The sequence below is a fragment of the Pirellulales bacterium genome, assembly GCA_033762255.1.
In the GTDB taxonomy this organism is placed as follows: Bacteria; Planctomycetota; Planctomycetia; order Pirellulales; family JALHPA01; genus JANRLT01.
Window position 1 is genome coordinate 95,764 of the sequence record JANRLT010000044.1, and the last position, 26,215, is coordinate 121,978.

Below are 26,215 nucleotides of genomic sequence, written 5' to 3' on the forward strand. Positions count from 1 at the left end.
TAACACTTCGATCCTACTTCATCCGTGCGGGAAAGGCAATCTTTTGCCCTGCCGGGGAGCGTCCATTTGCCGAAAATACCGCGAAATTGCCCCCTTTATCTACTTCCACTCCCCGGTTGATTACGCTTCCTCCGACTTCCGCTTGTATTCGTCCCGTTCGCGGCGGGTGGCTTCTAAATCAAACATGAGATACTTCATGTCCAGCCGCAATTGACTGAGCGCGTCCTGGACCAGGTTTAAAATGCGCCGCCGCCGCTTGGTGCTTTCGACCACCCGGGCAAAGACCGGTTCTAAGCTAAGACGCTGCTCCAACGGCAATTTTTGTAACGCCTGGGCCAATTCAATGATATCGATGGGCAATTCTTCAGTAACCGGTTTGACCACAGAGGGTTCCATGTCATGTTCCTAGAGAAGGCAGCGGTGGATAAGTGACTTTCAAAAGAGCAGACTTTGTGCCAAATTGCAAATCAAATTACCGATTTTTCATAAACCCAATACTGGTAACGGTTTAAAATTTCCAGCTAGCATATGCCAGCGAATGCAAAGCGGGATAAATAGCCACAAGTGATCTGGTCGCTTTTTGTAACCCTAGATACACTTTGCACTTACAAAAAATCCCCAGTAATCGTTCCCTTGGCATTTTTGCAACGAACCCGGGGTGCATTTTTGCAACAAAGCCGCCCAGACTGGGCTGTTTAGGCGGACTTTCATCATTGTTCAAAGTTTACAGTTATGCGGCGGGCCGGAATGACTCACGGGCATCTTTTAACCTGCCTGATACTGGCGGTGTTTTGTGGGGCTATTTTCGTTCCGCGCGGCAGCCGATCGGCTGAACCTTCTTCCTCGGCCACGACAGACTCCCGGGCGCTACCAACGTGGCGGGAAGAGGGGGAAGCGGCCGCGACCTCTTGGAAAATTGCCGGAGGCGACGCCAAATACCGCGTGGAACGGCATGAACGCAGCCTCGGCGGGGGGCGAATTGGACAGTGGGCCGAAGAAGTCCAAATCACCGCGGGCAATGGCACACAACTGTACGCCATCCTTTCGATACCTCCTTGCCATATAATCCCCGAATGCCAACCTCGTATTTGGCTCAAAGCGGAACGCGCGGGCGTGCAATTTGTCGCGCGAGTGGTTTTTCCCCGGGCTATCGATCCCCTAACGGAAAAACCGTTGACATCCTTGATCGTGGGTGGGCAAACCACCACTCCCGGAACCTGGGAACAGGTCACCATTGACAACTTGCCGGTCTTGGTCGAACGGCAAGCGCGCGTTTGGAGAACCAAATACGGCGCAACGATCGATCTCAATCAACCGTATTTGGATTTGCTGCTGCTGAATCTGTATACCGGGACGGGAACCACGCAAATTACCTGGGATGGGGCGGAAATTTTAGGCTTTGAAACTCCCCCGCAAATGTTGGTGGCCGAAGCCACGCCCGGCGTTGCCCGTACCCAATCCGCATCAGGGATCGTGCCCGATCAAGCGATCCACCCCGCGCAGTATGCATCCGCGTCAACCGCGGACCCGACAGGCAATCTTCGGCTAGCTGATACATATCCGCCGGTGGGGATGGCGGGTTCGGTATTACTGGTCAATAATCGGCCGTTTTTTCCCCGCGTCATCGAATATCGCGGCGAAAATTTTACCCTCTTCAAACAATGGGGCTTTCACGCTGTTCGCCTGGCCGAAATACCCACCAATGAACAACTGGCCGCCGCCAGGCAAGCGGGAATCTGGCTGGTCGCGCCCCCTCCGGCTTACTTGGCCGGGCCAACTTCGACCGCGGCCGCGACGTCCCAGCCAGCGAACAACTCCCCCGCGAATGATTGGCAAATCCTGGAACTGGGCCCTGAATGGGATTGCGTGCTGGCCTGGTCACTGGGCGATTCCCTTTCCACCGCCGATTTTCCCGCCAAAAGCGCGCTGATTCGGCAGTTGCGTCAGGCCGATAAACGGCGACAACGTCCCATCCTGGGCCATCCCCGGGAAGACATTCGCCTTTGGAGCCGCCAAGTGGAACTTTTGGGCGTGGGTCGATGGCCGTTGGGGACCAGCCTGGAATTGGCGGATTTTCCCGCCTGGTTGCAGGGGCGCGCGCTGTTAGCCCGACCGGGAACTCCGTATTGGACGGTAATTGCCACCCAACCAGCCTCCAGTCTAATAACCCAAGCGCGGGCCTTGACCGGCCAAGATTGGAGCACATTGGGACATGAACCTGCGGGGGTGCGATTGCAAACGCTGTTGGCTTTGGGGGCGGGGACGCGGGGTTTGGAGTTTGCCTCAAGCAGCCGCCTGGACGCCAATGATCCCGCCACCCGTTTGCGGCTCATGTCGCTGCGCCTCCTCAATCAGGAACTGGAATTGCTGGAACCATGGCTGGCGGCGGGAAGCTTTGCCGGCCAGGTTAACTCCAGCGATCCACATGTGCAAGGCATGGTCTTGCAATACAATACGTCCAAAATGCTCATTGCGACACGGATTTCACCCGGCGCGCAACAAGTGCCACAAACAAATAGCGGCGCGGTACGTTTTGTCGTGCCGGGCATTCCCGAATCCTTTGACGTGCTGGAACTGCAAGGCGCGGGATTGGAACGATTAAAGACGAAACGAATCACCGGCGGTCTGGCGGTAACCCTGGAAAATTTTACCGACAGCGCATTTATTTTATTAACTCCGGATCCCGTGGTGGTCAATAATCTGAAGCGGCGGACGGGAGAATTAGCCGGGGAGGGGGCGGAATTGCACCGGCAATTCAGCGCGCAGTTGCTGTCCCAAACGGAACAACTTGCGAGTCAGCTCCCCATTCTCAAACAGGATGAATCCCAATCGCAAAAGTGGCTGGCGGCGGCGCGGATGGCCCTGGATGAGGCCGACCGCGCGGCGCAGGCGGGAAATCGCCCCGCGGCCTACAATGCCGCCCGACGCGGAGCCGCCGCGTGCGGGGAACTGCGTCATTCGGCGTGGGAACGGGGGCGACGGTCACTGGGTTCTCAGGTTGCCAGCCCCTTTTGCGGAATGGTCGAACTGCTGCCGGTGCATTGGAAATGGTTGGAGGGCTTGCGCGGCACGGTTCCCCTGGATAATCGCCTGTCCGGGGGCGACATGGAACTATTGGCGGCGATGCTCCGCGCTGGTTGGAGAAACTTGCAGCCCACGCCTGACCGTGTGGCTTGCGATGTCAATCTACTGCCGGACGAGAGCGATCCCAAACACGCGGGGAATGCTCTGTTGATGACCACTCGGTTAAAATCGCCACAAGCGACGGGGGGGTCGGCGACATCCTCCACCGGGCCAGGAGGAATTACCGACACGCCCACCCAGCCCGGCCGGGATAGCCGCGTGGCGGCGGTCTTGCTCGAGACCACGCCGTTGTTGATTGTCTCGCCGCCGATTGCCGTAGCTCCGGGGGAATGGATTTGTATTCGGGGAAAAGTAAAAATCCCCCGACCGATTACCGGCAGCGTGGATGGACTGATGATTGTCGATTCACTTGGCGGAGAAGCCCTGGCTGAACGCTTTGGCCAGACTAACGGCTGGGAAGAGTTTGTGCTCTATCGGATCGTTCCCGCTGAGATTTCTTCCCTGACGCTCACCTTTGCCCTGACCGGCGTGGGTGATGCCTGGATCGACGAAGTAAGCGTGCGGGGAATGGGCCGGCAAAATTTTTCAAACCTCCCTCTCCCCCCGGGAGAGGGCCGGGGTGAGGGTTCCATCAACCTCCCTCTCCCCCCGGGAGAGGGCCGGGGTGAGGGTGCATCTGCATCCCCGCCGACTCAACTTTCTCCTCTTGGCACCCCCGATGATTGGTCCGGTGTCACGCCCCCTTTCCAGCGGCGGTAGCTTATGTTTTGCTTGATAATCTTATAAACTATGCGGTACGGCGATTTTCGGCATGTTCTCTTACCGCACATCATTCCCATGCAGCGTTCCGCCACCCAATTACGCGCAGATGCATTGGCGATTTGGCGCGCCGGGGTGGCGGGTGTTCAGTCTGAACAATTGATGCAACAGCAGGTACGGGTGGAAAAACAGTGGTTGGTGCTGGACGAGTTTGAACTCGACCTGCGGACAATCAGGCGAATTGTGGTGGTGGGAGCGGGCAAGGCGGGAGCTGGCATGGCCGCGGGATTGGAAGCCGCGTTGGGGCCAAAGTTACTAGCGGAAAAGCAAGTGACCGGCTGGGTCAATGTCCCCGCCGACTGCGCGCGGCCTTTACAGCGAATTACGTTGCACCCCGCCCGCCCCGCCGGGGTCAATGAGCCAACCGCCGCGGGTGTGGCTGGTAGCGAACGGATTTTGCAACTTGTAAGTGGTTGTGGGGCGGAAGATTTATGCTTGGTCTTGCTTTCGGGCGGGGGGTCGGCGCTTTTACCCGCGCCGGTGGAGGGGATCACCCTGGAGGATAAACTTTCACTCACGCGTCAATTGAGCGCGGCGGGAGCAAATATCTATCAATTAAACACCGTCCGTAAACAACTCAGCCGGATCAAAGGGGGCGCTCTAGCCCGTGCGTGCCGCGCGGGCAGGATGGTCTCACTGATTATCTCCGATGTGATTGGCGATCCGCTGGATCTGATTGCCAGCGGCCCCACCGTCCCCGACACCAGCACGCCGCAAGAGGCCTGGGATATTTTGCAAAAATTTGGTGAAAAATTGGTTGCCGTGCCCGAGTCGGTCTGGCCGGTGTTACAAACCAAAATTGCCGCTGACGCTCATCACGCCCCGCCGGGGAAATTATCCAACAAGGGTTATCCCCACGTGGCGAACTTCATTTTGGCCAATCTGGCCACCGCCGTGGATTGCGCGGGGGTGGAGGCGGAACGACGCGGTTATTCTTATGCAATGCTCGCCGCAAAAATACTGGAAGGCGATGTTGAGAATATCGGTCGCGACTTGGCCCAAAAGGCTATGAAAATGAGCGTGCTGGATGGCCCCGATTGCTTGATCATGGGTGGGGAGGGGACGGTGCAACTGGTTGGTCCGTCCCTGCGGGGCAAAGGGGGGCGAAATCAACAAACCGTGTTGGCGGCCTGGTGCGAATTGGCGGAATTGTGCGGCCAGGGGGGGAAAAATCCCGCGGTCGACCTGGTCATTTTGTCCGGGGGTACCGATGGCGAGGATGGCCCAACCGACGCCGCCGGAGCGTGGCTGGACGAAGAGGTGGCGAACCGCGCGCGGCAGTTGGGACTGGACCCGGCGGCGGCCCTCGCGCGGAATGACGCGTATCCGCTGTTTGAACAAGCGGGAGGACTGCTCATCACCGGACCCACGCATACGAATGTCTGTGATTTGCGGGTGGTGGTGGTGAATCAGCTATAAATAGCACAAGTCGAATAATCAATTACACGTAACATAAAACATTTTTTGCAAAATATTTTGATCCAGCAAAAAAAACTCATTAAATTCTAAAATTTGTGGAATAAATTGGCTTTGCAATCGTTGCTAACTTGCGGCGACTTCCAATGACCACAAAATACCCCCTGTCTCTAGCTACAAACTTCCCCTCCCGGAGCGTAACCATGCTATGCCAACATTGCGGTGTCGAAGCCTCCACCAAATACGTGGCTTTTTATCAAAACATTGGCGCGCTGATCATGCGTTTTACCAAGTCCATCGAGGGGAATCTGTGCAAAAGCTGTATCCACAAACAGTATTGGTCGCTGACCGGCACCACCGCCATCCTAGGTTGGTGGGGGATGATTTCGCTGGTGGTGACGCCGTTCTTATTACTAAATAATACGGTGCGGTACCTCTTTTGCCTAACGATGGAACCGGTGGGTCCGGGCGCTTTGGCCCCCACCCTGACCGATGCGGCCGTGCAAAAGATTTTACCCCATACCGAGGAATTGTTTAACCGTATGGGCAATAAAGAGGAACTGCCACAAGTGCTCACCGCTATCGCCCAGCGGGCGGGGGTGACACCGGGCCAAGTCCTCTTATTTGTGCGGGCGGTGATCGAAGAGCAAGAAAAAGGGAGTTGATGGATGTTGGAATTTTCATATTTTTAGTCGGGAAACAGGTTCTGCGTTTGCTCCCCTTCTTTATGGCAGCCACACGAAAATTCAGAAGGCGGATTTCGATACTGCTTATGCCGATTTGCGGGAATTAAATTTGCAAGAAAGCGAAAAATCCCCTCATGCATGGCATTTCCCGATTCCGCCCGGTATCTTACGGGTAGCGGCACCCGGGGCCCAGGCGTGACTGTCACACTGGGCAAGCGCTGCTTACTCCTCTTCTGATGACGTTCATGTCACCCAACCAAATTTTGCAGTCCACGCTGGATATGAGCCTCTTTGTGCTCAACGCCTACTACGCCGATTTGACGGATGCGCAACTGCTGGAGCGACCCGGCGAGGGCTGCAACCCGCTCGCCTGGCAATTGGGCCACTTGATCAATTCCCAAAACAATCTGATCAATGACATCCGCCCCGGTGCGGGCATTGAATTGCCTGCGGGGTTTGCGGAGCAGCATTCGAAAGTGACAGCCGCCGATCCCTCCGCCAAATACCTAAGCAAGCAACAGTATCAAGACCTGTTTAGCCAGGTGAATGCCGCTGCGGCAAAGGTGCTGGCTTCACTCACTCCCACAGAGTTGGCGGGGCCGGGACCAGAACGATTCCGCCAGATGTTTCCCACGCTGGGCGAGTTTGCCGTGCTAATTGCCACGCATCCCATGATGCATGCCGGTCAGTTTGTCCCGGTGCGCCGCAAGCTGGGCAAGCCGGTGGTCATTTAGCCCGCAGCGTGATCTCAGCCCGCAGCGTCAGCAAGGGATATGGGTATTAGTATGCAGGGGAGCTAGGGTGCAGTTAAGCAGAGAGACCAGGGGAGTTAAAAGATACGAAATTTAACCGGAGGGTTTTTTATGACGCATTTTCTCAGCCGTGCTTTGGTAGTGGCGATATTCTGGGTTGGCTTCCATTGTGGGTCCGTCCTTGCCGCCGAACCAACCCCCGCGCCGCAACCTGGCAAGACCCTCAACATCTACTGGATCGACGTCGAGGGGGGCGCCGCCACGCTGATCGTCACCCCGGTCGGGGAGTCGGTGCTTATCGATAGCGGCAATCCCGGCCCACGGGACGCGGATCGTATCTTTCAGGTGGCGACCAAAGTGGCTGGCCTGCGCAAGCTGGACCACCTGGTCACCACGCACTACCATATCGATCATTTTGGCGGGGCGGCCCAATTGTCGCAGGTCCTGCCGATTGGCACGGTCCATGATAATGGTGAGTTTGCGGAATTGCGCGAACGGCCCAGCGACGAGTATTTGCGGTTTCCCTGTGAACGGCGGGTGCAGATTCAACCGGGAGGGGGAGTGGAATTACAATCTCCGGCAGACCAAACAGCCGTCAAATTGACCTGCCTGTGCGCCCGGCAGCGGGTGATCCAGCCACCGGCGAATGTCCGCCTGGCACGCAATCCCCTGACAGACGAGGCGGTCAAAAAACCGGCGGACACCTCGGATAACGCCAACAGTATTGTGCTTTTGCTTCAATTTGGCGATTTTCGCTTTTTTGACGGGGGAGACTTGACCTGGAACACGGAGGAAAAATTGGTCTGCCCGTTTAATCTGGTGGGTGAAGTCGACCTCTATCAGGCCAACCATCATGGGTTGGATGTCAGTAACAACCCTGTGTTGCTCAAATCGCTGCGCCCCCGCGTCGCGGTAATCAACAACGGCCCGACCAAGGGGTGCATGCCGCTGACCTATGGCACGCTCAGCCAGCTCGACAGCGTGCAGGCAATTTATCAACTGCACAAAAATGAACGTATGGGCGAGAAAGAAGGAAACACCGCGGGGGAATTTATTGCCAATGACAGCGGCGCTGCCTGCCAGGGAAATTATGTCCAGTGCACGGTCGCGGCGGACGGCAAATCCTACGTACTAAAAATCCCAGCCAAACAACACCAACAGCGATTTGACTGTAAAAGCGCTCTACCCTAAGAATTATGGTAGTTGGATAATGGATTTTGGTCAGTGGTTCAGCGTCGATGACGTTTCCACAGGCAAAACAAGGCTTGAGGTAGCCTCCTAGCTGACAATTTGCAATAATTCATTGAATATCGCAACAAATACCAAAAACCAGTTACCAAAAAACCACCCCCCCATGACCAAAAACACTTTCTGGCTACTGCTGGGCGTGACTTTGACCGTTTGTGCGGGAATTTTAGCCATGGAGACCTTGGGTCGGCCGCGCACAGTGCAACTGCAAATTGAAGGGTCGCACTGTGAAGGGTGCCTGATGAACGTGCGTAAGTCACTGTTAAACGTGCCGGGGGTCAAAATCGCCGAAGTAAAATTTGTGGAGGATGGAACTCCTCCAGCCGTTCCATCGGCGGGTTCCTCCGGGGATCAGGCTGGGAGCGGAGAGTCCCCCGCCATGGCGGACGTCCCGGCGGAAAAGGCTACGCCATCTGTCGAAGAACCCGCCACCCGCACAGCCGTGGCCACGTTGGAGGTGGACGGCTGGAACACGCCCTCACAAGCGGAGCTAATCAAAGCGGTAGAAGACGCTGGCAAACAGGGTCGGGTGCTTCCCTAATAACCTGCTGAAAAGCATTTTCCGACCCAAGATGCTCTGTATTTGACGAACCAAAAATACAGCTCGCTTTTTTACAATTAGTTTGATTTTAAACAGGCGGTAAAATTAACTTCGCGCGGCATGGAATTATTAGCGTCGCCGGATTTAACTGAACAGCAATTGAACCGCTTACCCGCACTAATCCTCGCTAATCTAGACAGTATTCTCCAACTAGTGGATCGTTCAGATGGATTACGACGGCCAGGGCATTCTGGATTAATGTCGATTAGCCAGGATGCGTATTTTAAATTTCTTCATCAAAAAAAACATCGTCCACCTCTTTCTGGCAGCCTGTTGAGCAAGCATTTACCGGCACAAAATGTTGTGAATTTGGCAAAGCTAAAATAATGAAGGGCTGTGCCCGCCGATTGATTTTCAACAGGCACTTAGCCCGGCGGAAGGTCGATCCCGTTATTTTTACGCTCTCTTTGCCACGCGTCGCCCCCCTATGGGCACGTGTGGGCCTGTACACTTCCCCGCAAATGTTGTAAAAGTAGGGGAGTGGGGAAAAAATCGCTGTATACTCGAATAATCGAGGGGCCGATGATTGTAAAAATTCTGCTCGAAAACTTTATGTCCCATGCGCGGACGGAGATGGAGCTTTGCCCCGGCCTGAATGTGCTGGTCGGCCCTAACAACTGCGGCAAAAGCGCGCTCGTCGCGGCGCTGCGCATACTGGCCCATAACGAAAACTCCACTTATGTGACGCGGCACGGGCAAAAGTTTTGTGGCGTGACCCTTACCACCAGCGACGGCCATACGATCCAATGGTCGCGAAAAAACTCTCCCAAATACAAAATCAACGGTCAGGATTTTGATCGGCTAAAATCCGGCGCTCCCCCGGAATTGCACTCGATCCTACGAATGCCGATCATCGAGTGTGAATCCGACGAATTTGACATCCACTTTGGAGAACAAAAAAAGCCAATTTTTTTGTTGGACAAGTCCCATACCAAACAAGCTCAGTTTTTTGCCAGTTCTTCCGACGCGTCCCAGTTGCTGCGGATGCAAAAGCGGCACAAGGATAAGGAATCCGACGCCCACAAACGCAAAGCCCGTTTGGAAGCTGAATCCCGGCAGTTGAGCAAAGAGCTGGAATCCCTGGGACCCGTGGTGGGAATCGCCGAGCAGTTTGCGCGCGTGACGGCTTGGCGAAATGAGTTGGCTCTGTTGGCCCAGCGGCATCAGGCCTGCGCGGCGGCCACCGCGGCCCTGGCCCGGCAACGCCGACAAGCGGAATATTACCGCCAGCAAACCACGATCTACGCTCCCCTGGCCCCTCCCCCCCTGCTCCACCCCGTTGAGCCTTTATCAAACCTCATCCTGGCTATCCGCGCTGGTCAGCGCGCGCGGGCGTATCGCCAGGGTCAATATGCCTGCCTACAAGCTCTGCCCGCGCCGCCCCAAATGAGGACCACGTCCGCGCTGGGGGATTTGTGCGCAAACTTACATGCCGTCCAGGCGAGTCAAGCCTGGGCCAGCGCGCAACTGCGGGCCTTGCGGCAGCTTTCCCGCGCGCCCCAATTAGCGGACACACACGCCCTGGCCACACAATTGCAATCGTTAAAAAGTGTCAAAGCAACTAAGCGGCGGCTGACCGGCGAAGTGGCGGTTTATCGCGCCCTAGTCCCCCCGCCGGAACAGCATGCCACAGCCAGGCTCGAAGAGAAATTAATACAATTGCGCCAGTCGCGGCGTGCCGCCCTGATGGCCGAGTCCCGTCGCGGGGTTGTGGCAAAAATCGTTCCCCCCGCGGAACCGGCGGCGGTGGGCGAAATTTCCACGTTCATCTGTCAATTGCGCAAAGCCCACGAGCAGCTCGCGCAGTCCCGGGCAAACGCGCACGCCGCCGAGCGACAACTTGCCCAGGCGGACCTGGCTATCCGCGCCCAACTGCGGGACAGGCGCTGTCCGACCTGCGGAGCGATGGTGGATGCCGCCACGTTTTTAGAACATGCGACGCCGCGCGGCGCGGGGGGGGACCATGCCTGACATCGCTTATGCGGGACTTTTGCTCATCGGCGACCCGCACCTGGAAGGACGCGTCCCCGGCTTTCGCATGGATGAGTATCCCACGGTCATCCTAGAAAAATTAAAATGGTGCCTGGATTACGCCCGCCGGGAATCCCTCCTCCCCGCGATGCTGGGGGACTTGTTTGACAAACCGCGCGATAATCCCAATTGGCTGGTCGCGCGGCTGTTGGACATTTTGCCGCCGAACCTATTGGGGATTTATGGCAACCACGATTGCAAGGATCCCGAGCTAAACGAACATGACACCCTCAGTATTTTGATTAAGGCGGGCCGCTATCGGCTTTTGGACGCGCAGCAACCCTGGCGTGGCGAAATCAATGGTCGAGAAGTGATCCTGGGTGGCAGCTCTTATCGGCAGCCTTTACCCACGGGTTATCCGCCGGTTACCGACCAGAGTGGGGCCCACCGCAAACAAACACTTTCCCCCGATAACGGCACTCCGGCCGCACCCTCTCGTGGTCGCAATCGCAAAGTCCCCGCGACCGTTGCCACCGAACCATTATTTAAAGAGGCCTGCTCCTCACGGCCGTTGGTGATTTGGCTGACCCACCATGACCTGACATTGCCGGGATACGACGATGGACGGCACAATTTGTGTGAATTGCCCGGGATTGACCTGGTGGTCAATGGCCATATTCACCGCAAATTCGCGGAGGTGGCGTGCGGGGGGACCGTCTGGTGCAATCCCGGCAACATCAGCCGCCGCGCGCGGAATGACGCCACTCGCCTGCATATTCCGGCGGCTTTACGCGTGGATGTGACCGTGGAGGGATTGCGGCGGCGGTGGATAGATATTCCCCACGCGGGATTTGACGATGTGTTTTATCCGGCAATCGTTGAAACCGAGGCAACCGGCGGGCCATCGGGATTTGTCGCGGGACTGGCCGAATTACAAGCCCGTCGGACTGCCAGCGGGGCCGGTTTGCATGAGTTTTTGCGGCTCAATATGGGAAATTTTGAGCCGGACATCGCGCAAGAGATTTGGACTTTAGCCCAAGAAACCACCACCTAAGGAGTCGAACATGAATACGGCGGAACCGCAATCGATTGAACAGCTAAAAGAATGGTATCTCAGGCTGGATAAACAAAAGACCGTGGCGGAAACCCAAGCTCAAGCCGCCGCCCAGCAATTGGAGCAATTGCAAGCAGCGGCCCGGAAAGAGTACGGCACGGACGATCTGGAACAACTGGAAGCCTTATTAGAAAAGATGAAAGCCGAAAATGAAGAAAAACGTGCGGCTTATCAGGCCACGTTAACCAGCATCGACTTGGAATTAGCCGCGGTGGAGCGGGAATTTGCCGCCAGTAAAGAAAACTCGCCGGGCGCAAAATAAGCTCGCGGAAAGCCTGTTTACAACCTTATTGCTGTTTTTGTGTGTGGACCTTATGACGTCATCTGATTTTTCCCCCCTGGACGAGCCTAGCCACCTGGGCCGCCGCGTGGAGCAACTTAACCTCGAGCGGGAATTGCGCGTGCGCCGGTCGCAGGAATTAGCCGTGGAATTCGCCGAACTTAATTATTATCTCGAGTTGGCTCCACGCGTGGGCCAGCAGCTTAATGAATTGGCAAAGAATTTATTTAACCAACTATTGGATGTCGTCACTAGCAAATTAACGCTGGCCCTGCAGGAAATCCTCGACCAACCGATCACGCTTAAAACCACGGTGGAGCAATCGCACAAGGCGGCTAGCGTGGAGTTTTATATCGAACGCAATGGCCAAAAAGAAGATATCATGGACGGCCAGGGAGGCTCCGTGGCAAATATCCTGAGCGTGGGCCTGCGCATGTTTGCCCTGGCGACGCAGGACCCGGCCCGACACCGGCCATTTTTGGTTTTGGATGAGCAGGATTGCTGGCTGCGGCCCGATCTGGTGCCCGGGTTGGTCAAGATGATTCGCGACGCGGGTAAAGCGTTGGGCTTTCAGGTGTTGATGATTAGCCACCACGATATTAGCGTGTTTGAGCGGTACGCCGACCGGATTTATCAATTACAGCCAAAGGGCGAAAATGGGGTGGAAGTCCGCTTGCACAACGCGTCCCCGGCGGTGGTAGATCAATTATGAATTAAGAATTGGATTCTAGTCATGCTTGCTTTCTCATCGTTACTTCTCACTTTCGGCGACGGGGGGCTCGCGGAGGCTCGATACCCGCCACCCTCCCGCCTCTCGTCTCCCGCCTCCCGCCTCTCGTCTCCCGTCTCCCGTCTCCCGTCTCCCGTCTCCCGTCTCCCGTCTCCCACCTCCCGCCTCCCGTCTCCCGTCTCCCGCCTCCCGTCTCCCGTCTCCCGTCTCCCGCTCCATTACTCTTGCCGCGCGAGCGCTTCATCCCGGTAAATTGCCGTAAAGATCTTTCCCGTCGCGGTCACATAGCCCCGGTACATGCCCGGACACAAAGCCGACATGGCAAACGCGCAGTTACCCCGCGGATCGAGCGCAATCAGCCCCCCCACGCCCCCCGCTTCATCCGGAAGACTGGCGATCGTGCCGCTGGCGGCGGTTGGGACATCCTGGCCGCCATACAGCATCCGGGCCGCCACGTCGTACGCCGCAACATGCCTGATAAATAGCTCCCCCGTCCCCGTACAACTCACGCCGCACGCCCGATCATCCGCGTATGTCCCCGCGCCAATCAGCGGGCTATCGCCAATCCGCCCCGGTAGCTTGTGGGTGTGGCCCCCGGTGGAAGTTCCCGCCGCCACCGTAGACGGGCCAAATGTTGTAGAATACGCATTCGCGGCAAATTCTTGATCAAGATCCTTTAGAACCCCGGGGCCTATCGCCGCGACCGCCCCCACCGTGCCAAACCGCGCGCTGGGTGGAGCATGCTCGGCGAAGAGCCGTTGTTGGTAGCGTTCGATTTGTTTCAGGCGATAAGGGGTCCAAAAGTAAATGTTCTCCACGCGTTCGATGCCATGCCGAGCGCGCACGTCTTCGCGCAAGACGTACGCCTCGGCCCCCGCACCAACCAGCAATACATGCCGCCGGTCGGGCATTTCCAGGACCGCGCGGGCAGCGGCGATGGGGTTTTTCAGGTGCTTGACGGCGGCCACGGCTCCGGCGGGTTTACGTGGATCGCGGCGGCCAAGGCCCGCCCACGGCATGGCGTCCGCCGGGGGATAGTGCCCGGTGGAGGGGTTGTCCGGGGGGTCCATGCGGCCTTGCATGATCGCGGCGTCCAGTTCAATTTCGCCATCGGTGTTAAAGGTTCCTCCCCGCCCCGCGTTAAACAGTTCGCAGTCCTCTAGCACGCGGATCGCGGCCTCGACCATGTCCAGGGTTGTGTTATCCGCGGCAAAGTCGCGTGGTTCCTGCTGAAGCCGATTTCGCAGGACGGCGTATCCCGCCGCCAGTGCCCGCGCGAGCTCCCGTTCGTAGTCTTGCCGGGTGTGGCCGTATTCGGCCATCTCAGCGCTGGACAAGACCCCCGCTCCGCCATGAATGGCCAACACGACCGGGTCAGTGGCGCGGGGGATGGGTGATTCGTGCGGAGTGTTTTGAGCCATGCGGATAAATTTTTGAACTACAGATTAAAGGCAGTGATTCCCAGTCTACCCACTCCCTCCCCCCCCGGAGTCCTCGCCGAGACCCGTCCCCCGCCACCCGCCTCTCGTCTTCCGCCTCACTCTCCGCCAGCCAGCTTTAGACGGGCGGTCATTTCCCGCCCTTCTCGAATAAAATTGATTGTAACTTCATCACCCGGTTTGTAATTTTCGATGGTTGACAAAAAATCATCCGCGGTGCGGACCGGTTTGTCATCGATCCCCACGATCAGATCGGCCTTGGACCGGTCGAGGGTTTCGGTCTCGTAAATAAACGGTCCCTGGCGTTTCTTTTCCCGCTTGATTTGAATCCCGCTCAGGCCGGCTTGGGCGGCGGGACCATTGGGGGCTAGCGTCGCCACCAGCAGACCTTTTTCGGTCTCAAAGACGCGGGTGATCCCGGTTTCGGGCCGGATGATTTTGCCATTGCGAATGAGTTGCGGCACGACCCGGGCGATCGTATTGACCGGAATGGCAAAACCCACACCGGCGTTCTGGCCGGTGCGGCTGGCAATGGCGGTATTCATGCCAATCATGCGGCCATGACTATCCAACAGCGGGCCGCCGGAGTTGCCGGGATTGATCGCGGCGTCGATTTGGATGATGGATTTGATGTTGCGGCCGTTGCGCGTGGGAATGGTGCGATTGAGGCTCGACACAATCCCGGTGGTTAAAGTCCGTTCCAGGCCAAAGGGATTTCCAATGGCCAAGACCCGCTGGCCGACGCGGAGGATCGCGGAATCCCCAAACACGATGGGAAAGAGCGATTTTTCCGGCGCGGCGATTCGAATCACCGCCATATCATTCGGCGGATCAATTCCCACCACTTCCGCCTCGTATGATTTGCCGTCGTACAAGGTGACTTCAATTTCACGGGCGCCGTCGATGACATGATAGTTGGTCAGGACGTGCCCCGCCTTATCCAGGACCGAGCCGCTCCCCGCCCCTTCCTGAAACGATTCGCCAAAAAACGCCCCCCGGTCGCTCACCACCTTGGTGCTGATATTTACCACGGTTTTGTTGGTGTTTTCATAAATGCGGATGTTCAATCGTTCTTCCTCGGACAGGCCCTCGTCCAGCGGCATGGGGGAGGATGTGGCGGCGGTAAATGTACCCCGCCCCAGCGGTTGGGAAGGGCGTTGTTCGGCCCGGGCTTGTCCCGGGGTGGTCGCTTCGGTCCAACCGCCGAGCAAGTATCCCGCGGCCAGTCCCAATGCAATTCCCATACAAATCCATAAGACCGGTCGCGAATGCAGGCTGGACTGTGCGGCTTGAGCGTGTGTCATGGGGAAGACTTTCTTAATAAACGAGAGACGGCTGTTTTCGACTTTAAGAAAACCGCCCCAGGCTCGTCAACGGAGGTTAGAAACGCTAGCAAAAAAACGTCAGCTCTTTCTGTAGTACGCCACAATTTGTGAACAGGTTTTCCCCACGGCCCGAAAAAGTCATTTTCCCCCGCCGATGCACATTTTTCCGCGTTTTTTGGCTTTCTCATTAGTTCTTGCTAGCCATGGCCCCGCGCAGCCCCGGGTATTCCAACATCAATCAGGTAAAATGGGACTTTTGCCAGAGAGTCAACGGGATAGGAACCCGCGCTGGCAAATTCGCTTTTTTTGCAAGGTTACAATCTACCGATGGATGCCGACACGGGAATGGCTGGACTGGCCGATCAAACGTCCCAAGTTTATTTACACCGCTGGAGCCGGTTGGTTAGCACCACCAACTGGGAAAAAGGGCGTATCATCCACGATTGGCGCGCCGCGCTAATCGGCGCCGAGGCCCCGGTCGAGGAATATTCTGACGAAGCTTGGGCCAGGCGCGTCGGTCAAGTCAGCGGTCAGCACGTGGGTCGGCTGCGTCGCTGTTACGAGCGTTTTCATCCTAGTTACGAGAGCTACGCGGGCCTATACTGGAGCCACTTTCAAGCGGCCCTGGACTGGGAGGACGCGGAATTATGGCTAGAGGGGGCGGTGCAAAACCAGTGGTCCGTCGCCCTGATGCGCCGCCAGCGGGGAATCACGCTGGGCGAAATCGCCGCGGACGCCGCTAGCGAAGAGAGCAACGGGGAACAGGGGACTGACGCCACGGCCAATCATTCCAGTGCTCCTTGGGATGAAGATGCGGAAGTTCCCGCCTCCGCTGGTCCGATTACTGGCGATTTAGCCTCCCAGCCGATCCGCCCAGGTAAAGACGCATCTGCGGCGGGGAGCGAACGATTGACGAGCGGGCCCCTCCCCGAAGGACCAGATTTTGGCCCGGAGGATTTTAGCGAAACGGGCGCCGGCGGCAGAAAGACAGAGCTGACAGATACCGCGGCTGATTCCGCTTTGACCATCGCGGCAAAGCAAGCGGCTCATCGTCCCTTTGCCGATTTGCCCACGCTTCCCGATGATCTGGCCGAGGCGTTTGAAAATCTTAAATTGGCAATCCTGCGGCACAAAACCCAGGACTGGCAATTTGTGCAACCTAGCGAGGTGCGGGCGCACCTGCGGGCGTTTGAGGATTTGCTAAGTTTGCCGGGGTAGATTCTTGGTGTATTGTGCTTGGTTCCGTTCTTGAACTCATCCAAGAATGGCAAGCGGAAAATCATTTTACAAATACCGCTCCAGATACCGCCGCGAGGCGGCGTCCATTTGCTTGAGATTTTTGACCAGGTACTGCACGCCAAAAGCGTCGGTCACCATGGCGCGCTGCGCGTCGATCCGCCGAACATGCTCATCGCTTTTTAGGACAAAGCGCGTGGGTCCGCGATCGGTTTCGACCTGCCATTCGCACGGTTCCGCCAGCCGCGAAACCGACACGACCCGCGTGATCCGGGGCAAGAAATCCCGCAGGGCCAGTTCTTCGGCCAACGGTTGCCGAATAGCCGCGGGGAGCGCGGTAAAATCCTCGATCCAACACACTTCGCGGCCGTCCGCGTCGACCAGGGCCACGCCGTATTCCGGCTGCGAAATCGGAAATCCGCGCACCGGGCGCACGTCGCCACACCCGCCCCCGTCGGCAAATTCGACGCGCAAATTGCCGTAAGCGTCGCGAACCACGGCGGTAATGTTGTGGCTGTTGTTCATAGCGGCAAAAACCCAAAACAGATTTTTCGACAGAAGAAAACGGAGAGAACGAAGTTCGATGGATACCACCTGTTAACAAACTTCGTTCCCTTCGTTAACTTGTGTAAATTCTAATTCATTCTTTTTCAACAGGAGGAAATAGAGGAAGCAGAGGAAAATGCATTTCACTCTTGCCTTGCTCCGCTACCTCTGCTGCCTCCTGTTCAATACATTTTAAAATTTCTTGTAGAACTAAAGAAACGATGTCGTTTATACCGCCATTCAGTTTCCTTCGATTCCTTTGGTACGACCCGATTTTGTGCTTTTTTTCTGTGTCTCGAATCGTGCATTTTTAACTTTGCAAGCCCAGCGTCTGCTGCATTTGTTGCTGGGCCATGACCAAATTATAATACGCCCCCCGCCGCGTCAGCAGTTGCTCGTGCGTGCCGATCTCGACGATGTTCCCCTTTTCGACCACGACCAGTCGATTCGCGCGGCGCAGCGTGCTTAGCCGATGGGCGATGGCGATGGTGGTACGCCCCTGGGTCAGGGTCTCGAGCGCTTGCTGGATCTGGCGTTCAGTCTCGGTATCGACGGCGCTGGTGGCCTCGTCCAATATCAGTAGCCGCGGATCGATCAATAGCGCCCGGGCGATGGAAATGCGCTGCCGTTCCCCGCCCGATAGCGATTGCCCCCGTTCCCCCACCAGCGAGTCATAACCATCACTCAGCCGCAGGATAAATTCATGGGCGTTGGCCAAGCGCGCGGCGGTGATGATTTCCGCACGGGTGGCATTGGGTTTGCCGTACGCGATATTTTCGGCAATCGTGCCATAAAACAAAAAGGGATCCTGCAGCACGATGCCAATATTATGCCGGTATTCGGCCACGGGAAAGGAACGCACATCATGGCCATCGATCAGGATTGCCCCCTCGGACACGTCATAAAAGCGGCAAATCAGATTAACCAGCGTGCTTTTACCCGCGCCGCTAGGACCGACCAGACCGATCATTTCCCCGGGTTCGATAGTCAGATTAATCCCGTGTAGCACTTCCCGCGTGCCATACTTAAACCGCACCTCGCGCAGCTCCACATGCCCCTGGAGGCGGCCCGGATGAACGGGGCGTAGCGGTTCCGCCACGCTGGGGACGCGGTCCAATATTTCAAAGATTCGCTGCGCCGAGGCACCCGCGCGCTGTACGGCGTTGACCATCATGATGATCGATTCGCTCCGGCCGTAAAAACCCAAAATATAGGTAATGAACGCCTGCAGGTCGCCATACGTCAATTCATGGCGAAAAATGAGCCACGCCCCCACCCCCCAGACGATAAACAGCCCAAACTGCGTGAGCAGTCGAACCAAAGGGCCAAAGAACGACCAGACCACATTGACCCGGTCGTTGGTGTCCAGCACTTGCTGATTGGCCGCGTCAAAGCGTTCCACCTCGCGCTGTTCCTGGGCAAACGCCTTGACCACGCGGATGCCGGGAATCGTATCCGCCAACACGCTGGTCATTTCTCCCCAGCTGACTCCCGATTGCCGAAAACCCCGCCGCAACTTGGCCCGCACGCTATGGGTTAACCAAATAATCAACGGAAACGGCAGCAATGTGACCAGGGCCAACTGCCAATTGAGCCACAGCAATATCCCCGCGGTCATGATGATGGCCAAAACATCGACAATAAAATCAACCAGATTCAACGATAAAAAATTGCAAATCCGGTCGGAATCACTGCCAATCCGCGCCATCAGGTCGCCCGTCCGCTTGCCCCCAAAAAACTCCACCGACAACGTCTGCAAGTGGGCAAACGTTCGCGATCGCATGTCCGCCGCCACGCGCTCACTCACCCAGACCAGGGTCCAGGTCCGTGCCCAGTCCAGCCCCCAGGCGACAACTCCGACCGCCGCCAACCCCCCCAGGCACCACCACAACAAGGCATAATTTGGCGGCGGGGGGCTGGGAACTTGTTGGGGGATCAGCACCTGATCAACCAGCACCCGCGTGATAAGAGGGGCTAATAGTCCAATCGCCGTGCTGGCCAGTGTCAGCGTCAGCCCCAAAATAATCATACCGCGGCGCGGTCGGGCAAATTTGAGCAGCCGCCAGAGGGACGAATAGGCCGAGGGAGGGGCCGCAGGCGCGCAGGCCGTACAGACACCGTTGGCACTGTTAATCATCGCCCCGCAACTGGGGCAGATGGTCGGCTGGGCGGTACGGGGGGCGGACCCATTGATGACCTCGCGTACCCGCTCCACAAACCGAATCGCGGCGGTCTGCTTGCCTACGGTAAAATACCAGGCGACTTGTCGTCCGGCGGGACTAAGCAATTCGAGCCGGCAAACGCTTTTTTGCTCGGTAAGCAATATTTGCAGTTCGGGCGGTAGCGCAAACTCTTGATTATTTTCCGCCTGCGACAAGCAGACGATCCGTCGAGGCGTCAGGACCAGCAGACTTGGGGCAAAGAGAAGAGCCGAGGTAAGATCAACTTCCAGCCAGGCCAGGATCGGTTCAGTCGGGTCCAAAGTCTCCCGCGCGGCCTTTTGCCACTCCATCGGCAGGTCAGAAAATTCGTATTGAATTGCCGCGGTCAAAAAAGTCACTTCCTCTGCCAAAGATCAAAGATGCTAAGCTACAAAGTGTAATCCAAAGCAAGAAATTTTCTATGCAATCAATTAGACGACAATCGACTAGCCCTAGTGTAGTCATTTTGACTAAATAATGAACTACGGCGGGTGCCTCAAAGTATAACAAGCCGGAGGAGTGAAAATCTGCAAAATGGCCTGATTTTTGCTGGTTTTTCCCGACGCCATGAATGGTTTAGGGCCTCTGGTTTGCAATTGGGTGGGGACTGCGAGTCGCGAATTGACCCGCCAATAAAGCCGGTTAGGATAATTACAACCTAAAAAATGGGGGTTTTGGGGTAAATGGCAAAACTTTGTGACGATTTTTTCCCCAATTGCTACACAATTTTTGCTATGTTTTCCCGCATTTACCGCTAAGCTTGCCCGACATTTGTTTTCACAGAGGTCACATCACGCCACAGGCTAAGAGTTGTCGATACTGGCGAATGTCCGTCACTTGGCAATCGTTATGACCGTTACATTCACTGCACTTGTCTGTTTGATCCTTCCATGGCACATGATTTTTAAAACTTTTACGTAGGATTCACCGTCGGATCGAAATAATGTGTACGTATGAATAGAACATGCCCGGTGAAAACTGATAAAGTATTCGCCGTGTTCCCCCTGTTTGGTTGCAATTGATCGTTACGCACCCCTTCACGACCAGCCCTTCTTCTGTGTTTGACACCGCCCAATTGTATGAAGATTTTGAAAATCCTGACGCTGCGAGGACCAAATTACTGGGCCAACTTTCCAGTATTAGAGGCGTGGATCGATCTGGAAAATTTGAAAGATCGCTCTTCGGAAGAGTTGCCCGGCTTTAATGAGCGGCTGACCTCTTGGCTGCCAACCATGATTGAGCACCGGTGCAGCATTGGGCATCGGGGGGGATTTTTTGAACGACTGCGGCGGGGTACCTACCTGGCGCACATCATGGAGCATGTCGCCTTAGAGCTGCAATCACTGGCGGGTTGCGAGGTGGGCTTTGGCCGCACGCGCGAGACCGCGACCGATGGCATTTACAAAGTCGCCCTGGAATATACGGAAGAATCCTTAGGAAAGGCGTCTATTTCAGCGGCAATTCGCGTCTGCCTGGCGGCGGTGCATGATACCACGGTCGATTTGACGGCGGAAATTTCGGAACTAGCCAAACTCTATCAAAATGCCCGTCTAGGCCCCAGTACTAATTCCATCGTACAGGCCGCGCAGCGCCGCGGTATACCCAGCCGCCGCCTAAACACCGGAAGCCTGGTCCAGTTGGGCTATGGGTCCAAACAACGGCGCATCCTGGCCGCGGAGACCGACCAAACCAGCGCTATCGCGGAATATATCGCCCAAGATAAAGACCTGACGCGTAGTTTGCTGGCGGCGGTGGGGGTGCCGGTCCCCGCGGGTCGTCCGGTGGAGTCGGGGGAAGACGCCGTCTCCGCGGCGGAGAATATTGGGTATCCGGTGGTGTGCAAGCCGCAACATGGCAACCAGGGGCGGGGCGTGGCGACCAACCTAAAAACTCGCGAGCAAGTCCTGGCCGCGTATGAAGCCGCGCGGCAAGAGGGACGCTCGATCATTGTCGAGAAGCACGCACCGGGAGAGGACTACCGCCTGTTGATTATTGGAGGCAAGCTGGTCGCCGCGGCAAAACGCGAACCAGCGATGGTGATTGGCGATGGTCGGCACACCATTAAAGAACTGATTCAAATCGCCAATCAAGATCCCCGCCGGGGGGAAGACCACGCCACCAGCCTGAGCAAAATTCCGCTGGACGCCATTTCGCTGGCGGTGGTAACCGACCAGGGGTACACGCCGCAATCGATTCCCGCGGCCGGCGCGCGGGTACTCATCCGTCGAAATGCCAACCTGAGCACCGGCGGGACCGCCGCGGATGTCACCGATCTGGTTCATCCCCAAATCATCGATCGCGCGCTGGAGGCGGCCCGCGTGATTGGCCTGGATATCGCCGGCGTGGATGTTGTGGCGGAAGACATCGGCCGCCCGCTCGAGGAACAAGCCGGGGTCGTGGTCGAGGTCAACGCCGCGCCAGGTTTGCGGATGCATCTGGAACCTTCCAGCGGCACGCCGCGCGATGTGGGGGCCGCCATTGTCGATACCATGTTTACCCCGGGCGACACCGGCCGCATCCCGGTCATCGCCATTACCGGCGTCAATGGCAAGACCACCACCACGCGGTTTATCGCCCATCTGGCCGCCGCCACCGGCGGATGCGTGGGCATGACCTGCACCGACGGCATTTATGTGCGGGGCAGGCGGATCGACACCGGCGATTGCAGCGGACCGACTAGCGCTCAGAATATTTTACTGAATCCTCAGGTGGACATTGCCGTGCTCGAGACCGCCCGCGGCGGCATTCTCCGCGCGGGACTGGGCTTTGACCGTTGTGATGTCGCCGTGGTCACCAACATTGGCGAAGGGGACCACCTGGGCCTGCATGATATTGACAGCCTGGAAAAACTGGCCCGGGTCAAACGAACGATCGTCGAGGCGGTCACTCCCCAGACGGGCCACGCGGTCCTGAATGCCGCCGATCCCTTGACGGTGGAAATGGCCGAGTATTGTCCCGGCGAAGTGATCTTTTTTGCGCGCGAGGCGCAGCATCCGGTCGTGGAGGCCCATTTGCAAAAAAAGGGCCGCGCCGTGGTAACGCGCCAGCGGTCCATTTATCTTTGCGATGGGCCGCGTGAACAAAAATTGTTGGATTTGGCCCGCGTGCCGCTGACGCATGGGGGGGTGGTCGGCTTTCAAGTGGAAAACACATTGGCCGCCGCCGCCGCGGCTTGGGCCTGCGGTTGGAACCTGAATGTAATTCGCCGCGGACTGGAAACTTTTGGAGCTGATATGACCAGCAGCCCGGGACGCTTTAATCTGTTGGACTACAACGGCGCCACGGTGATTGTGGACTATGGACACAATGTTTCCTCATTAAAAAGCATGCTGGAAACCCTGGACCAATTTCCCGCTTCCCGTCGGATCACGGTGTACACCGCCGCCGGCGACCGACGTGACGAGGACATGATTCGCCAGGCGGAACTGCTGGGGCATGCCTTTGACACGGTCATTTTATATGAGGACCATTATGTACGCGGACGGGAAGCGGGTGAAATCACGCGTTTGTTTCAACGTGGGTTAGCCCTTGGCTCTCGGGTAAGAGACATCCGCGAAATCAGGGGAGCGGTAACCGCGGTGGAGGCGGCCCTGGCCATGGCCCAGCCGGGAGATTTGTTGCTCATCCAGGCGGACACCATTGATGAGACCGTGGCCTTTATGCGCGAGAAATTGCTCGCTCCCCAACATGCCCGCGAGGTAGTTTGGCGGGACATCCAACCAGTGGGTGCAGAGCCGGGTGAGGTGGATTCCATGGAAGTAAACTCCGTGGGACAAAATTCCGGGAAACTGGCCCTGGTAAATACATACGGAAATATCCGCGAAACCGGGGGCGAGCGATTAGCCGGGATCGGGGCCGCAACGCAGGTAGATTCGGAATTATACGGCTCTGTGAATACGCTGCCCCACAGCCGCGCGGGGAATAATCCCGAACTATCCCCGGTGGTGGATTAATAACAATGCGAATTAACAATGTTGTCTGCTCACTCCGTGAGCAGAAATGCAAAGCGGTATTCATCTAGCAGCATTAACACTTGCCAGCAAATTTCTGGCAGCCCAAATTCATCACACAGAGTGTGAGGAGTACAATGTTGCCTGCTCACTCCGTGAGCAGAAATGCAAAGCGGTATTCATCTAGAAAAGTAAAAACTATTGCGCAGATAAATTTTAGATTCCAGCTGCGTACCTCAGTCGCTGTCTGCTAGCCGAAAGTATGTTACTTTTCATCCAAAGGCTAGTCACCTAGGGTTTATCCGCTTAGAAAGCGTTGTCATAACAAAAGCGATATCAGCTATCACAAATTATTGATACAGAAAGGTATTTCCATACGGTATCAGGCTCCCCAACTCCCTGCGGCTAACACAATTCACACCTATTTTTCGTATTTTAGAAATATCCGGAGGTACCTGCCTTGCGTAACATTGATCATCACTTATGATTTTTTTGTGGCGGTTCCGTTCTTGTCCCGCAATTCATGGATTTTTGATGTCTACAACTCTTCTCCGGCTTAAACTCTTTCTTGCAACCTTGCACGGTAAAATGCACTTGATACGCGCTTGTTTGGTTGGTGCGGGGATGATGGTTACCTGCGGGGAGATTAACTTTACCACCCCAAGCATGGCCGCCACCCCCCAGTGGTCCCAGTTTCGCGGACCGAACAACAGTGGCGTCGCCCTGGAGGCGCAACCACCGGTTAAGTTTGGGCCTGCACAAAATGTTCTTTACAAGGTGCCGCTCTCTACTGGCGCTTCTTCGCCATGTATTTATGGCGAGAGGATTTACGTCACCGCCTTTGATCAGGGCCAACTTTGGACGATCGCCCTGGATCGCGCCACCGGAAAAGAATTATGGCGCAAAGCGTCTCCGGCTGAAAAGCTCGAGGATTACAACCCGTTCGAGGGGAGTCCCGCCGCTTCCACCCCCGCGACCGACGGGGAGCATATCGTGTCGTATTTTGGCTCCAATGGGCTATTTTGTTACGATACGACCGGCAAGCTGTTGTGGAAGTTTCCTCTTCCCCCCGCCGAGGTGCTAGGGCGTTTTGGCAGCGGGGTTTCGCCGATTATTGCCGATGGCAAAGTGATTTTAGTGCGGGATGTGCTACAAACCCCCACGATTTACGCGCTGGATGTCAAAACCGGCAAACCGGTTTGGGATAAATCGCGCGAGGGACTGATCACGGCGTACAGCACACCGGTGATCTGGGAAAATAACGGCGTCAAGGAAGTGGTGACGGCGGGGATTGGCCGTTTGGTGGCATATGACCTGCGCGATGGTTCGGAGCGCTGGACCGTTCGCGAGCTCCCCAGCAATGTCTGCACCAGTCCGGTGGTGGCGGATGGATTGCTGCTCTTTGCCGGATGGTCCCCCGGCAGCCCGGACGATCCCACCGGAGCCATGCCCGCCTTTGCGGATATTCTCAAAGGAGCGGATAAGGATAGCGATGGCGCGCTCTCCCGTGCAGAAGCGGGCGCTAGCATGTTCGCCAAATTTTTTGACAATAACGATTACGACCGCGATGGACTGATCGAGGAACCGGAATACACGCAAATGATTGACTTTATGAAACAGGGAAAAAACGTCGCCCTGGCGATCAAACCGGGTGGAACCGGCGACATCACCCAGTCGCATGTTGTGTGGCGCCAGACAAAGAATCTGCCATACGTCCCCTCTCCAATTTATGTGAATGGGTTGATGTTTATCCTCAAGGACGGGGGAATTGCCCATGCGGTTGACGCAAAAACAGGCGAAATCAAAATCAAGCCCGAACGCGTCGGGGCCAATGGCAGTTACTACGCTTCCCCCGTGGCGGCGGGCAATCGTATTTACCTGTTCAATGTCGACGGCGTGGCGACGGTCGTGGAACTGGGGGAGAAATTTAGCAAATTGCACAGCGTGGAACTGGGGGAGCGAGTCAGCGCAACCCCGGCCATTGTGGACAATAAGCTGTACGTCCGCACGGCGGGACACTTGTATGCGTTTGGCACGGATGGACTATAGTTCGACTGTTGCCGACGTTTCCCAAGTGATGATTTCGCGGATAGCAAGCAAAAAATTGCTATACCACGTTGACCGCCAAGGGCACACTGGCAGGCAAGTTTTGTTCTTTAGCCGGTTTGTCGCATCCCATAACTCCCCGGCGCGAGAATCCACAATTTCGCGCTGGGGGATTTGCGAATTTGCGGGCGGATTACTCCTGAAACTCACCCAAAACCGGCTTGCCGTCGATTTCACCGATGACAGTCCCCGCAAATTCCGCCTTATAACCAATTCCCGGGTCCGTCCCGACAAATTTGGCCGCTTTGCCCTCGCACTCATCGACCGGGTACAGGGTGATGGTCATGGGCGCGACAACAGCGCTATCTGCTGTTTTGGTCTCTTTAGTGCATAAAGTCAATTCCTTGGCGGCAATTGTCAACGGGGATTTTTCATCGCTTCCCAGGATCAGCAGGGTGCATTCTTTTTTTTCGTGATCCACACTCAATTCCGCGTGGTGGCTCCCCAATTCAAACACGACTCCCCCCGTCGGTCCGGAACCGTGGTGATGTTCCTCCGAGGTGGAAGGAGCAGGGGCGGGGTTTGGTGGATCATTGGAATTTGCGCAACAACCGAATAGCACTATCAGCAGCAGCATATTGGCAAGCGCCGTTTTTAAATAAATCATGGCTATCAACCCATGTGAAAAAAACATTGGAAAAAGAACTTCAACCGAAATAACAGCATGCACAACTACCGATCCGAGAGTAAGGCTTCGGGGGAGTTGCTGTC

The 26,215-nt window shown here is 56.5% G+C and carries 19 protein-coding genes; 13 read left to right on the forward strand and 6 right to left on the reverse strand.

Going from position 1 to position 26,215, the window contains the following annotated elements; all coding sequences use genetic code 11:
- Positions 1-120: 120 nt before the first annotated feature.
- The gene (locus tag SFX18_12705; protein MDX1964007.1) at positions 121-396 is read right to left on the reverse strand and encodes a transcriptional regulator; all 276 of its coding nucleotides are present in this window, start codon (positions 394-396) and stop codon (positions 121-123) included.
- Between the two features lie 351 nt (positions 397-747).
- On the opposite strand from SFX18_12705, the gene SFX18_12710 reads away from it, so the two are divergent.
- The 10 genes from SFX18_12710 to SFX18_12755 all read left to right on the forward strand — a co-directional run bounded on the left by SFX18_12710 (position 748) and on the right by SFX18_12755 (position 12,683).
- Positions 748-3,843: a hypothetical protein gene (locus SFX18_12710; GenBank protein ID MDX1964008.1), complete on the forward strand. Its 3,096-nt coding sequence runs from the start codon at positions 748-750 to the stop codon at positions 3,841-3,843.
- A 78-nt stretch (positions 3,844-3,921) separates the two neighbouring features.
- Positions 3,922-5,322, forward strand: a complete 1,401-nt coding sequence (locus SFX18_12715) for a DUF4147 domain-containing protein (GenBank protein MDX1964009.1) — start codon at positions 3,922-3,924, stop codon at positions 5,320-5,322.
- A gap of 200 nt (positions 5,323-5,522) precedes the next feature.
- Entirely contained in the window at positions 5,523-5,984 is a 462-nt protein-coding gene (locus SFX18_12720) for a hypothetical protein (protein ID MDX1964010.1), read from the forward strand.
- 266 nt (positions 5,985-6,250) lie between these two features.
- Complete coding sequence (locus SFX18_12725; GenBank protein MDX1964011.1) at positions 6,251-6,739, forward strand: DinB family protein; 489 nt, start codon at positions 6,251-6,253, stop codon at positions 6,737-6,739.
- Positions 6,740-6,868: 129 nt separating this feature from the next.
- On the forward strand, positions 6,869-7,948 hold the full coding sequence (locus tag SFX18_12730; protein MDX1964012.1) for an MBL fold metallo-hydrolase: 1,080 nt from the start codon (positions 6,869-6,871) through the stop codon (positions 7,946-7,948).
- A 163-nt stretch (positions 7,949-8,111) separates the two neighbouring features.
- On the forward strand, positions 8,112-8,546 hold the full coding sequence (locus tag SFX18_12735; GenBank protein ID MDX1964013.1) for a hypothetical protein: 435 nt from the start codon (positions 8,112-8,114) through the stop codon (positions 8,544-8,546).
- Between the two features lie 582 nt (positions 8,547-9,128).
- A complete protein-coding gene (locus tag SFX18_12740; GenBank protein MDX1964014.1) occupies positions 9,129-10,577 on the forward strand; it encodes an AAA family ATPase in 1,449 nt (482 codons plus the stop codon).
- On the forward strand, positions 10,540-11,631 hold the full coding sequence (locus SFX18_12745; GenBank protein ID MDX1964015.1) for a metallophosphoesterase family protein: 1,092 nt from the start codon (positions 10,540-10,542) through the stop codon (positions 11,629-11,631). Before SFX18_12740 ends, SFX18_12745 begins: the two co-directional genes overlap by 38 nt.
- A gap of 10 nt (positions 11,632-11,641) precedes the next feature.
- Positions 11,642-11,953: a hypothetical protein gene (locus SFX18_12750; protein MDX1964016.1), complete on the forward strand. Its 312-nt coding sequence runs from the start codon at positions 11,642-11,644 to the stop codon at positions 11,951-11,953.
- A gap of 52 nt (positions 11,954-12,005) precedes the next feature.
- Positions 12,006-12,683: a DNA repair protein gene (locus SFX18_12755; GenBank protein ID MDX1964017.1), complete on the forward strand. Its 678-nt coding sequence runs from the start codon at positions 12,006-12,008 to the stop codon at positions 12,681-12,683.
- Positions 12,684-12,919: 236 nt separating this feature from the next.
- On the opposite strand, the gene SFX18_12760 is transcribed toward SFX18_12755, so the two are convergent.
- Together SFX18_12760 and SFX18_12765 are read right to left on the reverse strand one after the other, a co-directional pair.
- Positions 12,920-14,122: an isoaspartyl peptidase/L-asparaginase gene (locus SFX18_12760; protein MDX1964018.1), complete on the reverse strand. Its 1,203-nt coding sequence runs from the start codon at positions 14,120-14,122 to the stop codon at positions 12,920-12,922.
- Between the two features lie 116 nt (positions 14,123-14,238).
- Positions 14,239-15,444, reverse strand: a complete 1,206-nt coding sequence (locus SFX18_12765) for a trypsin-like peptidase domain-containing protein (protein MDX1964019.1) — start codon at positions 15,442-15,444, stop codon at positions 14,239-14,241.
- A 348-nt stretch (positions 15,445-15,792) separates the two neighbouring features.
- On the opposite strand from SFX18_12765, the gene SFX18_12770 reads away from it, so the two are divergent.
- Positions 15,793-16,683 carry a hypothetical protein gene (locus SFX18_12770; protein MDX1964020.1) on the forward strand — a complete coding sequence of 297 codons (891 nt, stop codon included), beginning with the start codon at positions 15,793-15,795 and terminating at the stop codon, positions 16,681-16,683.
- A gap of 66 nt (positions 16,684-16,749) precedes the next feature.
- Here the strand turns inward: SFX18_12770 and SFX18_12775 are convergent, their stop codons facing one another.
- Positions 16,750-17,226, reverse strand: a complete 477-nt coding sequence (locus SFX18_12775; protein ID MDX1964021.1) for a DUF1854 domain-containing protein — start codon at positions 17,224-17,226, stop codon at positions 16,750-16,752.
- A 331-nt stretch (positions 17,227-17,557) separates the two neighbouring features.
- Positions 17,558-19,798, reverse strand: coding sequence for an ABC transporter ATP-binding protein (locus tag SFX18_12780; GenBank protein ID MDX1964022.1), 2,241 nt, complete (start codon positions 19,796-19,798; stop codon positions 17,558-17,560).
- 729 nt (positions 19,799-20,527) lie between these two features.
- Here SFX18_12780 and cphA point away from each other — a divergent pair.
- Together cphA and SFX18_12790 are read left to right on the forward strand one after the other, a co-directional pair.
- Positions 20,528-23,401, forward strand: a complete 2,874-nt coding sequence (gene cphA / locus SFX18_12785) for a cyanophycin synthetase (GenBank protein ID MDX1964023.1) — start codon at positions 20,528-20,530, stop codon at positions 23,399-23,401.
- Positions 23,402-24,064: 663 nt separating this feature from the next.
- Entirely contained in the window at positions 24,065-25,447 is a 1,383-nt protein-coding gene (locus tag SFX18_12790) for a PQQ-binding-like beta-propeller repeat protein (GenBank protein ID MDX1964024.1), read from the forward strand.
- A 190-nt stretch (positions 25,448-25,637) separates the two neighbouring features.
- Here the strand turns inward: SFX18_12790 and SFX18_12795 are convergent, their stop codons facing one another.
- A complete protein-coding gene (locus SFX18_12795) occupies positions 25,638-26,111 on the reverse strand; it encodes a hypothetical protein (GenBank protein ID MDX1964025.1) in 474 nt (157 codons plus the stop codon).
- Positions 26,112-26,215 lie beyond the last annotated feature (104 nt).

What these genes read in the sequence shown, in the direction of transcription:
- SFX18_12705 (MDX1964007.1), bottom strand. Translation starts at nt 396, where the DNA reads ATGGAACCCTCTGTGGTCAAACCGGTTACTGAAGAATTGCCCATCGAT.
- SFX18_12710 (MDX1964008.1), top strand. Translation starts at nt 748, where the DNA reads ATGACTCACGGGCATCTTTTAACCTGCCTGATACTGGCGGTGTTTTGT.
- SFX18_12715 (MDX1964009.1), top strand. Translation starts at nt 3,922, where the DNA reads ATGCAGCGTTCCGCCACCCAATTACGCGCAGATGCATTGGCGATTTGG.
- SFX18_12720 (MDX1964010.1), top strand. Translation starts at nt 5,523, where the DNA reads ATGCTATGCCAACATTGCGGTGTCGAAGCCTCCACCAAATACGTGGCT.
- SFX18_12725 (MDX1964011.1), top strand. Translation starts at nt 6,251, where the DNA reads ATGTCACCCAACCAAATTTTGCAGTCCACGCTGGATATGAGCCTCTTT.
- SFX18_12730 (MDX1964012.1), top strand. Translation starts at nt 6,869, where the DNA reads ATGACGCATTTTCTCAGCCGTGCTTTGGTAGTGGCGATATTCTGGGTT.
- SFX18_12735 (MDX1964013.1), top strand. Translation starts at nt 8,112, where the DNA reads ATGACCAAAAACACTTTCTGGCTACTGCTGGGCGTGACTTTGACCGTT.
- SFX18_12740 (MDX1964014.1), top strand. Translation starts at nt 9,129, where the DNA reads ATGATTGTAAAAATTCTGCTCGAAAACTTTATGTCCCATGCGCGGACG.
- SFX18_12745 (MDX1964015.1), top strand. Translation starts at nt 10,540, where the DNA reads ATGCGACGCCGCGCGGCGCGGGGGGGGACCATGCCTGACATCGCTTAT.
- SFX18_12750 (MDX1964016.1), top strand. Translation starts at nt 11,642, where the DNA reads ATGAATACGGCGGAACCGCAATCGATTGAACAGCTAAAAGAATGGTAT.
- SFX18_12755 (MDX1964017.1), top strand. Translation starts at nt 12,006, where the DNA reads ATGACGTCATCTGATTTTTCCCCCCTGGACGAGCCTAGCCACCTGGGC.
- SFX18_12760 (MDX1964018.1), bottom strand. Translation starts at nt 14,122, where the DNA reads ATGGCTCAAAACACTCCGCACGAATCACCCATCCCCCGCGCCACTGAC.
- SFX18_12765 (MDX1964019.1), bottom strand. Translation starts at nt 15,444, where the DNA reads ATGACACACGCTCAAGCCGCACAGTCCAGCCTGCATTCGCGACCGGTC.
- SFX18_12770 (MDX1964020.1), top strand. Translation starts at nt 15,793, where the DNA reads ATGGATGCCGACACGGGAATGGCTGGACTGGCCGATCAAACGTCCCAA.
- SFX18_12775 (MDX1964021.1), bottom strand. Translation starts at nt 17,226, where the DNA reads ATGAACAACAGCCACAACATTACCGCCGTGGTTCGCGACGCTTACGGC.
- cphA (MDX1964023.1), top strand. Translation starts at nt 20,528, where the DNA reads ATGAAGATTTTGAAAATCCTGACGCTGCGAGGACCAAATTACTGGGCC.
- SFX18_12790 (MDX1964024.1), top strand. Translation starts at nt 24,065, where the DNA reads ATGGCCGCCACCCCCCAGTGGTCCCAGTTTCGCGGACCGAACAACAGT.
- SFX18_12795 (MDX1964025.1), bottom strand. Translation starts at nt 26,111, where the DNA reads ATGATTTATTTAAAAACGGCGCTTGCCAATATGCTGCTGCTGATAGTG.